The organism is Variovorax sp. Root318D1 (assembly GCF_001424835.1).
GTDB lineage: Bacteria > Pseudomonadota > Gammaproteobacteria > Burkholderiales > Burkholderiaceae_C > Variovorax.
Map to the genome: position 1 here is coordinate 232212 of NZ_LMCQ01000023.1, position 15322 is coordinate 247533.

Annotated in this window: 12 protein-coding genes and 3 tRNA genes; 8 read left to right on the top strand and 7 right to left on the bottom strand. The window is 65.8% G+C overall.

The annotated features are described in order from the left end of the window. The first annotated feature begins 35 nt into the window (after nt 1–35). The 6 genes from lon to ASC78_RS21995 all read left to right on the top strand — a co-directional run bounded on the left by lon (nt 36) and on the right by ASC78_RS21995 (nt 4938). Nucleotides 36–2474 carry an endopeptidase La gene (gene lon / locus ASC78_RS21970; protein WP_055806236.1) on the top strand — a complete coding sequence of 813 codons (2439 nt, stop codon included), beginning with the start codon at nt 36–38 and terminating at the stop codon, nt 2472–2474. Between the two features lie 54 nt (nt 2475–2528). After that, a tRNA-Gly gene (locus ASC78_RS21975) sits at nt 2529–2604 on the top strand. A gap of 64 nt (nt 2605–2668) precedes the next feature. Further along, a tRNA-Cys gene (locus ASC78_RS21980) sits at nt 2669–2742 on the top strand. Between the two features lie 104 nt (nt 2743–2846). Beyond that, a tRNA-Leu gene (locus ASC78_RS21985) sits at nt 2847–2938 on the top strand. 22 nt (nt 2939–2960) lie between these two features. Further along, nucleotides 2961–3593: a DUF6806 family protein gene (locus ASC78_RS21990; protein WP_055806239.1), complete on the top strand. Its 633-nt coding sequence runs from the start codon at nt 2961–2963 to the stop codon at nt 3591–3593. 43 nt (nt 3594–3636) lie between these two features. Then, nucleotides 3637–4938, top strand: coding sequence for an MFS transporter (locus tag ASC78_RS21995; RefSeq protein ID WP_055806242.1), 1302 nt, complete (start codon nt 3637–3639; stop codon nt 4936–4938). A gap of 21 nt (nt 4939–4959) precedes the next feature. Here the strand turns inward: ASC78_RS21995 and ASC78_RS22000 are convergent, their stop codons facing one another. The 6 genes from ASC78_RS22000 to proV form a co-directional block, all read right to left on the bottom strand. Beyond that, nucleotides 4960–5739: a hypothetical protein gene (locus ASC78_RS22000; RefSeq protein WP_200934348.1), complete on the bottom strand. Its 780-nt coding sequence runs from the start codon at nt 5737–5739 to the stop codon at nt 4960–4962. Nucleotides 5740–5750: 11 nt separating this feature from the next. Further along, entirely contained in the window at nt 5751–6563 is an 813-nt protein-coding gene (gene murI, locus ASC78_RS22005) for a glutamate racemase (RefSeq protein ID WP_055806247.1), read from the bottom strand. Continuing rightward, entirely contained in the window at nt 6560–8113 is a 1554-nt protein-coding gene (locus ASC78_RS22010) for a fumarate hydratase (RefSeq protein WP_055806250.1), read from the bottom strand. Before ASC78_RS22010 ends, murI begins: the two co-directional genes overlap by 4 nt. A gap of 71 nt (nt 8114–8184) precedes the next feature. Then, entirely contained in the window at nt 8185–9195 is a 1011-nt protein-coding gene (gene proX, locus ASC78_RS22015) for a glycine betaine/L-proline ABC transporter substrate-binding protein ProX (RefSeq protein WP_082517627.1), read from the bottom strand. A 22-nt stretch (nt 9196–9217) separates the two neighbouring features. Then, the gene (proW, locus tag ASC78_RS22020) at nt 9218–10390 is read right to left on the bottom strand and encodes a glycine betaine/L-proline ABC transporter permease ProW (RefSeq protein ID WP_055806251.1); all 1173 of its coding nucleotides are present in this window, start codon (nt 10388–10390) and stop codon (nt 9218–9220) included. Nucleotides 10391–10411: 21 nt separating this feature from the next. Further along, nucleotides 10412–11674, bottom strand: coding sequence for a glycine betaine/L-proline ABC transporter ATP-binding protein ProV (gene proV, locus ASC78_RS22025; protein ID WP_055806254.1), 1263 nt, complete (start codon nt 11672–11674; stop codon nt 10412–10414). A gap of 549 nt (nt 11675–12223) precedes the next feature. On the opposite strand from proV, the gene fumC reads away from it, so the two are divergent. Continuing rightward, nucleotides 12224–13621 carry a class II fumarate hydratase gene (fumC, locus tag ASC78_RS22030; RefSeq protein WP_055806256.1) on the top strand — a complete coding sequence of 466 codons (1398 nt, stop codon included), beginning with the start codon at nt 12224–12226 and terminating at the stop codon, nt 13619–13621. 57 nt (nt 13622–13678) lie between these two features. Here fumC and ASC78_RS22035 read toward each other — a convergent pair whose 3' ends face one another. Continuing rightward, nucleotides 13679–14296, bottom strand: a complete 618-nt coding sequence (locus ASC78_RS22035; RefSeq protein WP_055806259.1) for an NAD(P)-dependent oxidoreductase — start codon at nt 14294–14296, stop codon at nt 13679–13681. 101 nt (nt 14297–14397) lie between these two features. Here ASC78_RS22035 and ASC78_RS22040 point away from each other — a divergent pair, with 101 nt between their 5' ends. Continuing rightward, nucleotides 14398–15315 (top strand): LysR family transcriptional regulator, encoded by a 918-nt coding sequence (locus ASC78_RS22040; RefSeq protein ID WP_055806261.1) that lies wholly within the window; start codon nt 14398–14400, stop codon nt 15313–15315. Nucleotides 15316–15322: the final 7 nt, after the last annotated feature.

Consider the following 15322-nt stretch of genomic DNA (forward strand, 5'->3'; position numbering starts at 1 on the left):
CCATCCATCTTTGCCTGATCAATCAAAGGATATTCATGTCCGGTCATACCCCCCTGCCTGCCGACGCGATCGACCTGCCGCTGCTGCCGCTGCGCGACGTGGTCGTGTTTCCCCACATGGTGATTCCGCTTTTCGTGGGGCGCCCCAAGAGCATCAAGGCACTCGAGCTGGCCATGGAGGCCGAGCGCCGCATCATGCTGGTGGCGCAGAAAGCCGCCGCCAAGGACGAGCCCTCGGTCGAGGACATGTTCGAGGTCGGCTGCGTCTCCACCATCCTGCAGATGCTCAAGCTGCCCGACGGCACCGTGAAGGTGCTGGTCGAAGGCCAGCAACGTGCCCGCGTGAACCGCATCGACGACGGTGAAACCCATTTCACAGCCAACGTGACGCCGGTAGAGGCGCCCGAAGGCGGCGAGAAGGGCACCGAGGTCGAGGCGCTGCGCCGTGCCGTGATGCAGCAGTTCGACCAGTACGTCAAGCTCAACAAGAAGATCCCGCCCGAGATCCTCACCTCGATCTCCAGCATCGACGATCCGGGCCGCCTGGCCGACACCATCGCGGCCCACCTGCCGCTCAAGCTCGACAACAAGCAGGCCGTGCTCGACCTGGCCGACGTCAAGTCGCGCCTGGAGAACCTGTTCGGCCAACTCGAACGCGAAGTCGACATCCTCAACGTCGACAAGAAGATCCGTGGCCGCGTGAAGCGGCAGATGGAAAAGAACCAGCGCGACTTCTACCTGAACGAGCAGGTCAAGGCGATCCAGAAGGAGCTCGGCGAAGGCGAAGAGGGCGCGGACATCGAGGAGATCGAGAAGAAGATCAAGCTCGCCAAGATGCCCAAGGAAGCGCTCAAGAAGGCCGAGGGCGAGCTCAAGAAGCTCAAGCTGATGTCGCCCATGTCGGCCGAAGCCACCGTGGTGCGCAACTACATCGACGTGCTGGTGGCTCTGCCCTGGAGCAAGAAGACCAAGATCAAGCACGACCTGGCCAATGCCGAGGCGGTGCTCAATGCCGACCACTACGGCCTTGAGAAGGTCAAGGACCGCATCCTCGAATATCTCGCGGTGCAGCAACGCGTCGACAAGGTGAAGGCACCCATCCTGTGCCTGGTGGGGCCGCCCGGCGTGGGCAAGACCTCTCTCGGGCAGTCAATCGCCAAGGCGACCGGCCGCAAGTACACCCGCATGGCGCTTGGCGGCATGCGCGACGAAGCCGAGATCCGCGGCCATCGCCGCACCTACATCGGCGCGCTGCCGGGCAAGGTGCTGCAGGGGCTGAACAAGATCGGCACGCGCAATCCGCTGTTCCTGCTCGACGAGATCGACAAGCTGGGAACCGACTTCCGCGGCGACCCGTCGAGCGCGCTGCTCGAGGTGCTCGACCCGGAGCAGAACCACACCTTCGGCGACCACTACGTCGAGGTCGACTTCGACCTCTCCGACGTGATGTTCGTCGCCACCTCCAATTCGATGAACATCCCGCCGGCGCTGCTCGACCGGATGGAAGTCATCCGCCTCTCGGGCTACACCGAGGACGAGAAGACCAACATCGCGATCAAGTACCTGCTGCCCAAGCAGATGAAGAACAACGGCGTGAAGGAAGACGAGTTGCTCGTCACCGAAGAAGCCGTGCGCGACATCGTGCGCTACTACACGCGTGAAGCCGGCGTGCGTTCGCTGGAGCGCGAACTCTCCAAGATCTGCCGCAAGGTGGTGAAGGGCCTGCTGCTCAAGAAGATGACGCCGAAGGTCACGGTGGATGGCACCAACCTCAACGAGTTCCTGGGCGTTCGCAAGTACAGCTTCGGCCTGGCCGAGAAGCAGAACCAGGTCGGCCAGGTGGTCGGTCTGGCGTGGACCGAAGTGGGCGGCGACCTGCTCACCATCGAGGCTGTCACCATGCCCGGCAAGGGCGTGATCAGCCGCACGGGTTCGCTGGGCGACGTGATGAAGGAATCGGTCGAGGCCGCGCGCACCGTGGTGCGCAGCCGCTCGCGCCGCCTGGGCATCAAGGACGAGGTGTTCGAAAAGCGCGACATCCACATCCACGTGCCTGATGGCGCGACGCCCAAGGACGGCCCGAGCGCGGGCGCTGCGATGACCACCGCCTTCGTGTCGGCGCTGACGGGCATCCCCGTGCGTGCCGACGTCGCCATGACCGGCGAGATCACGCTGCGCGGCGAAGTCACGGCTATCGGTGGCCTGAAGGAAAAGCTGCTGGCTGCTCTCCGCGGCGGCATCAAGACCGTGCTGATTCCCGAAGAGAATGCGAAAGACCTGCAGGACATTCCCGAGAACGTGAAGAACGGCCTCGAGATCGTGCCCGTGAAGTGGATCGACAAGGTCCTGGAGATCGCGCTCGAGAAGATGCCCGAACCGTTGTCCGACGAGGAAGTCGCGGCCTCCGCCGCTGCCGTGGCCGAACTGGCCAAGCAGCGCGAAGCGCGGGCCTCCGAAGGCTCGGTCAAACATTGATCGGCGGAACTTGCCGAGCCCCGAAAAAGTGTTCTATAATTCGAGGCTCGAAACGCGGGAATAGCTCAGTTGGTAGAGCGCAACCTTGCCAAGGTTGAGGTCGAGAGTTCGAGACTCTTTTCCCGCTCCAGTTTTGAAAAAGGGAAGCACTGCTTCCCTTTTTTTCGCGAGTTCGATTTCGTTTTCAGCAGCGTGGCGCGATAGCAAAGCGGTTATGCAACGGATTGCAAATCCGTCTAGCCCGGTTCGACTCCGGGTCGCGCCTCCACCTCTCCTGATCAATTCGATCCACCCTCCATCAAAAAAACAGCCCCGCCAACCTGCGTTGCCGGGGCTCGTTTCGTTTGGGTTATCGTCGATGTTCAAACCGAGGCCCGGATGGTGAAATTGGTAGACACATCGGACTTAAAATCCGCCGCTTCCTTAATCGGGGCATACGGGTTCGACCCCCGTTCCGGGCACCATACTTAGACAAGGGAGCACTCCATGCCTCGTTACAACGCTCCATTTGAAATCCATGTGCACGGCGACGTGCCGCTGCGGTCTGACGTCACCTTCGACCAGATCCAGGAAGCACTCAAGCCACTGTGGGCCTATTCGGGCGCCAAGTCGCTGGCCGACGGCGCCACGAGCACCTACGAAGAAGAGCCCGGCATCCGTTTCGAGCAAAAGGACCACATGCTCCAGATGTGCTGGACGGTGCCCGGAGACGACGACTTCCGCCAGGCACTCGACGAGATGTGCATGGCCCTGAATGAATTGTCGGAGCGCGGTGCCGCCATCGAGGTCACCTTCTACGACACCGACTTCGATGAGGAAGAGGGCGACCCCGACGAAGAGTCGCGCGACGATTTCCTGATGCTGTTCGTCGGCCCGAATCCGGCCGCGATCATGCAGGTGCAGCGCGACCTGCTGGTGGAAGACGTGGTCAACCTGATGGAGCGCCACTTCGATGGCGCCGAACTCGGCGGCGTGGTGTCGGAGATCGATCGCCTCTTCAGCGACCGCTTCGATGCACTCGTGAATTCGCTCGAGATCGGCAAGCGCCCGCGCGGCACCGGCGGCAGCGGCAGCGGTGGTGGGCATGGCGGCGGTCGCCGTCCGCGCCACCTGCACTGACGCGGTTCAGCCTTTTCACAGGCGCCGCGCGATTCACCGCCGCATGGCGCTGTTCCCGTCTTCTGCCCTGAATGCCGGCGTGCGCAAGCGCGAGGTGTTCGGTTGGGCAATGTACGACTTTGCCAATTCGGGCTACACCACGGTCGTCATCACGGCCGTGTTCGCCGCCTACTTCGTAGGCGGCATCGCCAAGGGCGCGCCCTGGGCCGCCTTTGCTTGGACCGCGGCCCTCAGCGTCTCCTACGCCATCGTGATGCTCTCCATGCCCGCCATTGGGGCCTGGGCCGATCGCCACGCGGCCAAGAAGCGCGTGCTCGCCGTGGCGACGGCGGGCTGCGTGGTTGGCACGGCCTCGCTTGCACTGACGCCAAGCTTTTCGGGTGCCGCAGGCGTCGCGGTGGCCATGGGACTGGTGATCGTCTCCAACACCTTCTATTCGTACGGCGAGTCGCTGACCGGCGCCTTCCTGCCCGAGCTCGCGACGGCCGAAGGCATGGGCAAGGTCAGCGGATGGGGCTGGGCCTTCGGCTACGTCGGCGGCATGCTCGCGCTCGGCTTGTGCCTTGCCTACGTGCTGTCCTCGCAAGCCAAGGGGCTGCCCGCCTCGCACTTCGTGCCGGTCACGATGCTGATCACGGCCGCCATCTACGGCACGGCCGCTTGCGCAACGTTTGCGCTGCTGCCCGAGCGCGCACGGCCCCGAACGGCTGGCGGCGCGCCGAGCGCCTGGCGGCAATTGCGCGCAACCTTTCGCGAGGCACGCGCCTACCGCGACTTCATGTGGCTGCTGGTGTGCACCGTGTGCTACCAGGGCGGCGTGGCGGTGGCCATCACGCTGGCGGCCATCTATGCGGAGCAGGTGATCGGCTTCGTGGCGAGCGAGACGATGGTGCTGATCTTCGTGCTGAACATTGCGGCCGCGGTCGGCGCGTTTGCCTTCGGCTACGTGCAAGACCGCGTCGGCCACAAGTTCGCGCTGGCCGGCACGCTGGTGGCTTGGATCGCGGTCTGCGTGATTGCAGCCATGGCCACCACCAAGGGCGCGTTCTGGTGGGCTGCCGCCATTGCAGGGCTCGCCATGGGCTCCAGCCAGTCGGCCGGCCGCGCAATGACCGGCTACCTTGCGCCGCCGCGGCAACTGGCCGAATTCTTCGGGCTCTGGACCTTCGCCACGCGCCTGGCGAGCATCATCGGTCCGCTGATGTACGGCGCCATCACGTGGGCCGCGGGCGGCAACCAGCGTATCGCCATTCTCTCGACTGCGGCCCTGTTCGTGGCGGGGCTGCTGCTGTTGCTGCCCATCGACATGGCCCGCGGCCGTGAAGCCGCTTTGCGCAGCCGATAGGCAGCCAATAAGGCCTGCCGCTCAGGGCATCTGCTGCTGTAGCGACTTGGGCACCCGGTAGCGCTCGCCGTCGTAGCGCAGCGTGACGGTGCTGAACCGCGCGGGCAGGGACCTCTCCGCGCAGCCCTGGTCTTCCTGCAGTTGAGCATGGCTCTGGACCAATGTGCGCGCGAATTGCAGATCGGCGTAGCCATTGCTCGCCGACTTGCCGACCGACAGCATGGTGCGCAGTTTCTCGATGCGGCCGGTGCAACTGCTGTCCCATCCGCCGCTGTCGTGGTCGAGCTCGACCTCCGGCAGCACCTGGCGCAGCTTGCTGCCGTGCTGCACGTAGAGGCGGATGGTTTCGCTCGCGACCGAACTGCCTGGCGCCGTGCCCCTGTAGCGCACGCGCAGCCCGAAGGCACGCGTGTCGGAAGACAGCACATAGCGCGAGGTGTCGATCCGGATGTCCTGGATGGCGGTCGCACTGTCTTCGTCGAGTGCCTCGGGCTGGAAGATGCGGCCGATCACCACGTCGCGCTCGGTGTTGCCGTTGTCGGGCCGCTGGATCAGCAGCAGCTCGAGGTCGAAGACCTTGGCGCCCGTGCTGCTCGTTTCGCGCGGCACCGGCAGCACCACGATGCTGCGCCCCGGAAAGGCGGGCCATGGCTTGCAGGCGGCCAGCCGTTCATCGAGCGGGCGATTCGGATGCAGTTTGGCATGCATGCGCTCGGCCAGCCCGCTTTCGCAGGCGGCGTGGCTCAGGCCGGCGGCCGAAAGGCACAGCAGGAGCAAGGCAAGGCGCAAAGTGCAGCGCATTCGAATCGAATTCAGGTGGGGATTGGGGCGGGCATGGCTGCATCGGTTTGCCGCGGCCGCTGCAGCCAGTGCGCAGCTGCGGCTTCGAGCACGGCCAGATCCCCGCTGCCCTGCAGCTGCAGGCCGCCTTCACCGCCGTCTGCCAGGCGGCCGAGAGAGGCCAGCACGCGCCGGGTCTGCTGTGCGACCGGCGCGCCGGTGTCGATGAAGCGCAGCGCGGGCGGCGCATGGCGCTGAAGTTGGCTCTTCACGAGCGGGTAGTGCGTGCAGCCGAGCACCACGGTGTCGACTTCGCCCGTCGCGTGTCCAAAGGGGCCGGCCTCGGCCATGTAGCGGGCGCAGAGCATTTCGATGCCCGCGGTGTCGAAGCCCTCGATGGCTTTGACGAGGCCATCGCACGGCACGGCGCGAACAGTCGCGGACCCAGAGAAAGAATCTCGCAGGGCCGCGTACTTGGCACTGGAGAGTGTTCCGCGCGTGGCCATCACCGAGATGTGGCCGGTGCGGCTCGTTGCCACGGCGGGCTTGAGCGCAGGCTCCAGGCCCACGATGGGCAAGGACGGATGCTCGGCGCGCAGCAGGTGGATCGCCGCAGTCGTGGCCGTGTTGCAGGCCACCACCAGCGCCTTGATGCCGTGCTCTTGAATGAGCTGCTCGGCCACTTTGCGCGAGCGCTCGATCACATAGTCATCGCCGCGCTCGCCATACGGCGCATAGGCCGTGTCCGCAAAGTACACGAAGCGTTCGTGCGGCAGTTCGGCGCGCAGCGCGGCGAGCACGCTGAGCCCTCCCACGCCGCTGTCGAAGACACCTATCAAGCTCAAGCTTCTTCCATCATGATGGTCTTGAACTCGCCGCTGGCAATGCGCTTCTGCCACTCGGCCGGGCCGGTGATGTGCGCGCTGGTGCCGCCGGCGTCGACCGCCACCGTCACGGGCATGTCGACCACGTCGAATTCGTAGATGGCCTCCATCCCCAGGTCTTCGAAGCCCACCACTTTGGCAGTCTTGATGGCCTTGCTCACGAGGTAGGCGGCGCCGCCCACGGCCATGAGGTAGGCGCTCTTGTGCTTCTTGATGGCCTCGATGGCGACCGGGCCGCGCTCGGCCTTGCCGATCATCGCGATCAGGCCGGTTTCGGCCAGCATCATCTCGGTGAAGCCGTCCATGCGCGTGGCGGTGGTCGGGCCGGCAGGGCCCACGGCTTCATCGCCGACCGGATCGACCGGGCCGACGTAGTAGATGACGCGGTTGGTGAAGTCCACCGGCAGCTTCTCACCCTTGGCCAGCATGCCCTGAATGCGCTTGTGCGCGGCGTCGCGGCCGGTCAGCATCTTGCCGTTGAGCAGCAGGGTGTCGCCCGGCTTCCAGCTCGCCACTTCGGCGGGCGTGAGCTTGTCCAGGTCGACGCGCTTGCTCTTCTTTTCGTCGGGCGCCCAGTTCACGTCGGGCCACAGGTCGAGCGAAGGCGGGTCGAGGTAGACCGCGCCGCTGCCATCCATCACGAAGTGGGCATGCCGGGTGGCCGCGCAGTTGGGGATCATCGCGACCGGCTTGCTGGCCGCGTGCGTCGGGTACATCTTGATCTTGATGTCGAGCACGGTCGCCAGGCCGCCCAGGCCCTGCGCGCCGATGCCCAGCGCATTGACCTTCTCGTACAGTTCGATGCGCAGCGCCTCGACCTTGCTGAGTTCGGCGCCCGAAGCCTTCTTGGCCTGCAGCTCGTGCATGTCGAGGTCGTCCATCAGGCTTTCCTTGGCCATCAGCGCGGCCTTCTCGGCCGTGCCGCCGATGCCGATGCCCAGCATGCCCGGCGGGCACCAGCCGGCGCCCATGGTTGGAACCGTCTTGAGCACCCAGTCGACCACGCTGTCGCCGGGGTTCAGCATGACCAGCTTGCTCTTGTTTTCGCTGCCGCCGCCTTTGGCCGCCACGGTCACTTCGACGGTGTTGCCGGGAACGATCTCGGTGAAGATCACGGCGGGCGTGTTGTCCTTGGTGTTCTTGCGGTCGAACTGCGGATCGGCCACGACCGAGGCGCGCAGCGTGTTGTCGGGGTGGTTGTAGCCGCGGCGCACGCCTTCGTTGATGGCGTCGTCCAGCGAACCGGTGAAGCCGCCCCAGCGCACGTCCATGCCCACCTTGAGGAACACGTTGACGATGCCCGTGTCCTGGCAGATCGGGCGGTGCCCGGTCGCGCTCATCTTGCTGTTGGTCAGGATCTGCGCAATGGCGTCCTTGGCGGCGGGGCTTTGCTCGCGCTCGTAGGCCTTGGCCAGGTGGGCGATGTAGTCGGCGGGGTGGTAGTAGCTGATGTACTGCAGCGCGGCGCTGATCGATTCGATCAGGTCGGCCTGCTGGATCGTGGTCGTCATGGTGGGGGGTGTTTTTTGGAGTGTGGAAACGCCCCCCGATTATCTCAGCCGCCGCGCCCGGCCCCGTTACGCTACCTTGCGGCGGCCCGGGCTTCCTCGATCCAGCCGTCGAACAGCGGCCGGTGCACCCGGATCCAGCCGTCGGTGTGCCGCTCCAGGTCTTGCTGGGTGTTGGCGCCCTGGCTCATGCGCAGGTTCTGGGCGTTGATGTCGCCGATCGGCAGTTTCATCACCTCGAACAGCTTGCCGGCCGCGGGATTCTTCTCGACGAAGGCCTTGTTGGCGACGATCTGCTCCTGGTTGGCCTGGAAGCCGTAGTTCTTGCCGTTCGGAAGCTGCGTGTCCGCGTTCCCGGCCTGGGAGGACGAGAAGGGCACTTGAAGCCACACCACGTCCGCGCCGGGCCGCAGCACGGCGCTCACCCAATACGGCGTCCACGTGTAATACAGCACCGGCTTGTCCTGCTTGAAGCGGGCGATGGTGTCGGCCATCAGCGCGGCGTAGCTGCCCTGCTTGTGGGTGACGGTGTCGCGCAGCTGGTAGGCCGCCAGGTGGTTTTCGATGGCCAGCTCGCAGCCCCAGCCGGGGTTGCAGCCCGTCAGGTCGGCCTTGCCGTCGCCGTCTGCGTCGAACAGCTTGGCGATGGCCGGGTCCTTCAGCTGCGCGATGTTGGTGATGTTGTATTGCTCGGCCGTCTTGCGGTCGATGAGGTAGCCCTGCACGGCGCCGTCCGAGTACACGCCCTTACGCGAGAGCTTGGCGTCGCCGCCGCTGTTCTTGTAGAAATCGGCGTGCAGCAGACTCCAGTGGTTGGCCATGAAAGTGGCGTCTCCGTTGGCGATGGCCAGGTGTTCGGTGGCGGGCTCCAGGTCTTTCATGGGCAGGGTGGTGTAGCCGAGCTTTTCGAGCGCGCGCATCACGAGCAGCGTCTGGAACGCCTCTTCGGCGAGCGAACTCTTGAGCGGCTGCACGGTGACGCCCTTGCCGGGCAGGTCGTCGGCGGCCTGCGCAGCCATGCCGAAAGCGACGAAGCCGAGTGCCAGCAGGCCGCGGGCGATGAGGTGGAGACGGGTTTTCTTCATGCGTTGGATCCTTCGCGGGAGCTCATTGCGCTTGCGTGGACAGGGCCGGTACAGGCTCGCTCGCGTGGTGCGGGGGCGTGCTCACCAGGCGCTGCAGCAGATGCAGCGCAAAGCCGGCCGGGCCGGTGTGCCACCAGCGCCGCCCGGCACTGCGGCGCGACTTGCCCATCGCCTGCGTCAGCCGGTCGAGCGAAATTGCCAGCAGCACGATGCCCAGTCCGCCCACGGTCGCCAGGCCCATGTCGAGCCGGCCGATGCCGCGCAGCACCATCTGGCCCAGGCCGCCGACCGCGATCATCGAGGCGATCACCACCATCGACAGCGACAGCATCAACGCCTGGTTGATGCCCGCCATGATCGACGGCATGGCCAGCGGCAGTTGCACCTTCACCAGCATCTGCCACGGCGAGGCGCCGTAGGCGCGCGCGGCCTCGATCAGGTCGGGCCGCACCTGGCGCAGGCCCAGGTTGGTCAGCCGCACCAGCGGGGCCAGCGCGAAGATGATCGTCACGATCACGCCCGGCACGTTGCCGATGCCGAACAGCATCACCACCGGCACCAGGTAGACGAAAGCGGGCGTGGTCTGCATCGCGTCGAGCACCGGGCGCGTGAGGCGCTGGGCGCGGTCGCTGCTGGCCAGCAGCACACCGAGGGGGAGGCCGATGACCATGCAAAAGACCAACGAGGTCAGCACCAGCGACAGCGTCACCATGGCTTCGGGCCAGATGCCCAGTATGGCCACGAGCAGCAGCGCCGCCGTGGTGCCGATGGCGAGCGCACGGCCCGCGAACTGCCAGGCGAACAGGCCGATGAGGGCGATCATGGCGAGTGTCGGCAGCCCGGTCAGCAGGCCCTGCACCCAGTTCAGCGTGCTGTCGATGGGCAGGCGCACGGTCTGGAAGAAGGGGCGGAAGTGCTCGACCACCCAGCCCAGGCCCTGGTTGATCCAGGATTCGACGGGCAGTGAGCCGTCCCAGAGGCGGTGCAGCTGGAGGCCGCTGGTGGTGGCGTCGGCCGATCCGGCGAGCTGACGGGCCGCATCAACGGGCGCGTCGAGCCAGGCGCTCGTTGCGGAGGCGTCGGGCGCGGCGGACAGTGCGGCCCACGGGTCGACCGGCGCGGTCGCCTGCGGGGCCACCGCGGTGGCGGTATCGTTCAAGGGAGTGAATTCGGAAGGCAGTGCGGTGTCGTTCATCAATGGGTCCTTCGAAGTCGGTCAGGCAATGGCCACGGCGGCCGCAGCAGGGACGGGTTGCTGGGGCTGGTGCGCCGGATCGATCGGCGGCGTGTCGCGGTCGAGGAACTTCAGCAGCGTCGTCTTGCTGATTGCACCGCAGAAGCGGCCGTCGCCGGCCACCACGGGCACGGCACACGGCGCCTGGCCCACCTGGCCGATCAGGCCGGCCACCGGCGCGTCGGCCTCGATCACGCCCAGGTCGTTCAGGAACGCGTGGCGCAGGCCCAGCGGGCCCTTATGCCCGTCGAGCGCCGCGCGCAGCGTATCGGCCGACACGGTGCCCAGATAGTGCCTGGTCGGGCTCGTCACATAGGCGAAGTCGCGGTCCTGGTCTTCCAGCACCTTGAGTGCCGCATGCGCACCGCGCTCGGGGTGCTCGCAGACCACGGTGAGCGACTTGCGCGCGATGTCCGCCGCCTTGAACACCGCCGCCGCGTCCACCCCGCGCACGAAGCTGCGCACGTAGTCGTCGGCGGGGCTGCGCAAGATCTCGTCGGGCGTGCCGACCTGGATCACCTGGCCGTCCTTCATGATCGCGATGCGGTCGCCGATGCGCATGGCCTCGTCCAGGTCGTGCGAGATGAAGACGATGGTGCGGCGCTGCTCCTTCTGCAGCCGCAACAGCTCGGACTGCATCTCGGTGCGGATGATCGGGTCCAGGGCCGAGAAGGCCTCGTCCATCAGCAGGATCGACGGATCGGAAGCCAGCGCGCGCGCCAGGCCCACGCGCTGCTGCATGCCGCCCGAGAGCTCGTCGGGATAGCTGTCGCCCCAGCCCGCAAGACCCACTTGCGCGAGCGCCAGGTCAGCCTGCGCGAGGCGTTCTTTCTTGCTGGTGCCCGACAGTTCGAGGCCAAAGGCGGTGTTCTCGCGCACCGTCATGTGCGGCATCAGCGCGAAGGACTGGAACACCATGCTGATGTCCTTGCGGCGCAGCGCGCGCAGCTTTGCATCCGAATGCTCGTTGATGTCCGCGCCGTCGATCACGATGCGGCCCGCGGTCGGCTCGATCAGCCGGTTCAAGAGGCGCACCAGCGTCGATTTGCCCGACCCCGAGAGACCCATGATGACGAAGACCTCGCCGGCCTGGATCTCGAAGGTGGCGTCGAACACGCCGATCGACTGGCCCGTCTGCGCGAGGATTTCCTTCTTCGAAAAACCTTGCCGGACGAGCTCGAGCGCCTGTTCGGGCGAGTCGCCGAACACCTTGAAAACATGGTCGATGAGAATTCCTTTGGCCATACGCCGGGGCTCCTTGTGTGATGGTTGGACACAGCGCCGCCCCGGAGGGCGGCAACGGCCACGCCATCAGCCGATGAGGCTGCCCGAACAGAGCGCGTGAAAAACGCGCGTGCAATGGCCCGGCGAGCCTTGAAGGCTGCCGACAGGCACTGAAGACGACATGGCGACGAAGCCAGTGCCCGCCGGATGCTTCATTCGCAGAGCGGCGGGCCTGGTCGAGGGGCGCCGCCTGGATGAGCGTGACGTGGCAATGGGGCCGGAAAGATCCGGCCGGGTTGCCGGGCAGGGCCCGGCGGGGAGAGCCTTGCACCGCGACGGGATTCGGCGATCCGCGAGTAGCGCAAGGGCAACCAACATGACTTGTTGGTCGTCTGAAGCCTGCAATTATAACTTTTTGACATTACGCGAGTCAAGCCCGGGGCGTATCGTGGGCCGGGCGCTCGGGGCAAATAAGCCTAGGCAAATGCGAGCCATTCTTATCGAGGCCATACTCGGCAGCGCGCCCGCTGAGCGGGCGCAACCATCCAAGACCGCGGAGCTTTTTTCATCATGACGACTTCCCCCAAGACCCGTGCCGAGCGCGATACCTTCGGACCGATCGACGTGCCGGCCGACAAGCTGTGGGGTGCGCAAACGCAGCGCTCGCTGCAGAACTTCGACATCTCCGGCGAGCAGCAGCCGCGCGAGATCATCAAGGCGCTGGCGCAGGTCAAGCGCGCCTCGGCGGTGGTCAACCATGCGCTCGGGCTGCAGGACGAAAAGAAGACCCAGGCCATCGTGGCCGCGGCCGACGAAGTCATTGCGGACAAGCATCCGGGCGAATTTCCGCTGGTGGTCTGGCAGACCGGCTCGGGCACGCAGACCAACATGAACGTCAACGAAGTGCTGGCCAACCGCGCGAGCGAACTGCTCGGCGGCGAGCGCGGGGAAGGGCGCCTCGTGCACCCGAACGACGACGTGAACCGCAGCCAGTCGAGCAACGACGTGTTCCCCACGGCCATGCACGTGGCCGCCGTCGAAGCCATCACGCACAAGCTGTTGCCCGCCATTGCCAAGCTGCGCGGCACGCTGGAGAAAAAGTCGAAGGACTTCGCCGACATCGTGAAGATCGGCCGCACCCATCTGCAGGACGCCACGCCGCTCACGCTGGGCCAGGAGTTCTCGGGCTACGTGGCGCAGCTGGCGCACGGCGAGGCGCATGTGCGCGCGGCGCTGCCGCACCTGTGCGAACTGGCGCTGGGCGGCACGGCCGTCGGCACCGGGCTCAATGCGCCCAAGGGCTATGCCGAGCAGGTGGCCGCCGAACTCGCAAAGCTCACGGGCCTGCCTTTCGTGACCGCACCCAACAAGTTCGAAGCCATGGCCAGCGTCGATGCGCTGGTGCATGCGCACGGCGCGCTCAAGACGCTCGCGGCCAGCATGACAAAGATTGCCAACGACGTTCGCTGGCTCGCGAGCGGGCCGCGCAGCGGCATTGGCGAACTCAGTATTCCCGAGAACGAACCCGGCTCGTCCATCATGCCGGGCAAGGTCAATCCGACGCAGAGCGAAGCCGTCACGATGCTGGCCGCGCAGGTGTTCGGCAACGACGTGGCCATCAACATCGGCGGCGCCTCGGGCAACTTCGAACTGAACGTGTTCCGACCGATGGTGGCGCACAACTTCCTGCAGAGCGTGCGTCTCCTGGCCGACGGCATGGTGAGCTTCAACGACCACTGCGCGGTGGGGATCGAGCCGAACCGCGAACGCATCACGGAACTGGTGCAGCGCTCGCTGATGCTGGTGACGGCGCTCAACACGCACATCGGGTACGACAAGTCAGCCTACATCGCCAAGAAGGCGCACAAGGAGGGGACGAGCTTGCGTGAGGCGGCGATTGCCTCGGGACACCTCACGGCCGAGCAGTTCGACCAGTGGGTCGTTCCTGAAAACATGACCGGCCGGTAAGACCGAATCGACCAATGAAAAAGGACCCGCGTGGGTCCTTTTTTGTTTGCCGGCCGATCAGTATCCGACCGTGTAGCGCTGGCGCGAATGTGCCTGCTTCTCGAGCTCGTCGATGAACGCGATCGCGAAGTCCTCGAAGCTGATCCAGCTGCGGCCTTCGGCACTCACCAGCAGATCATCCTTGCCCAGGCGGAACTTGCCCGTGCGCTCGCCTTCGACGAATTCGGCGGAAGGCGAGAGAAAGGTCCAGTCGAGTTCCTTTTCATTGCGAAGTACCTCGAGGAAAGCGGCGCCTGCGGAGGCTTCGGCCTTGTACGCCTCGGGGAAGTTCGGCGTGTCGATCACCTTCAGGCCCGGCGCCGCGAACAGGCTGCCGGCGCCGCCGACCACCAGCAGGCGCTTCACGCCAGCACGCTTGGTCGGCTCGATGATGGCGGCGGGCGGCACCGTGGAGAAGTGCGCGGCGCTGAACACGGCGTCATGCCCGGCCAGCGCTTTTTCGAGCGCGGGAGCGTCGAGCACGTCGACGTCGACGGGCTTTACATCGGCGCGGCCCGACAGCTTTTCGCTGGCCTTGCGCGCAATGGCGGTCACGGTGTGGCCGCGGTGGAGGGCCTCCTCGAGAAGGCGGCCGCCGGCGCGTCCGGTGGCGCCGATGATGGCGATGTGGCTCATGAATGCTCCTGAAAAGTTGATGCGATGAAGCTCATCTTAGGTTTCTGCTTTCGAAAGAAATACCTCGAATTTCGCGTTTGTTTATTCCTAAAATCGTTCGAATGGATCGATTGAATGCAATGCGCGTGTTCGTCACGGTGGTCGACTCGGGCAGCCTTACGGCCGCGGCCGACAAGCTCGATCTTTCCCGGCCGGTGGTCACGCGCTACGTGGCCGAACTCGAGCAATGGACCGGCGCGCGCCTGCTGCATCGCACGACACGCCGGCTGAGCCTCACTGCGGCGGGCGAAGAGCTGCTGCCGCGCTGCCGGCAGGTGCTCGAACTCGCGGGCGACATGCAGGCCGCCGTGCGGCACCCGGCCGAGGCGCCGCGGGGTCAATTGCGCATCACGGCCAGCACCTCCTTCGCGCAGGCGCAGCTGGCGAGCGCCGTGGCCGATTACGTACGGTTGTATCCCGGGGTGGCGGTCGACCTGGTGTTGCTCGACCGGGCGGTGAACCTGGTGGACGAGCGCATCGATCTCGCCATTCGAGTGGCGGTGGAGATCGATCCCAACCTGATCGCGCGGCGGCTCACCGACTGCCGGTCGGTGGTTTGCGCGTCACCCGGCTATCTGAAGGAACACGGCAAGCCGGTGCGCGTGGAGGAACTGGCCGAGCGCAATTGCCTCACGCACTCGTACTTCGGGCGCAGCCTCTGGAATTTCACGCGCAAGGACAACGGGGAGCCGGTCTCGGTGGCCGTGGGCGGCAACCTGTCGACCAACGATGCCGCAAGCCTGATGCAACTGGCGCGGGCCGGGGCGGGCATTGCGATGCTGCCAACCTACCTGACAGCCGGCCTTGTGAAGGCCGGCGAACTGGTGCCGCTCTTTCCCGATTGCGAACCGCAGGTGGTGGGCATGTACGCGGTGTATGCCTCGCGCAAGCACATGCCGGCCGCGCTGCGCACGATGCTCGACTTTCTGGCCGAGCGATTCACCGACGTGCCCGCGTGGGATCTGCCGCACGCAGGCTAGAAACGGG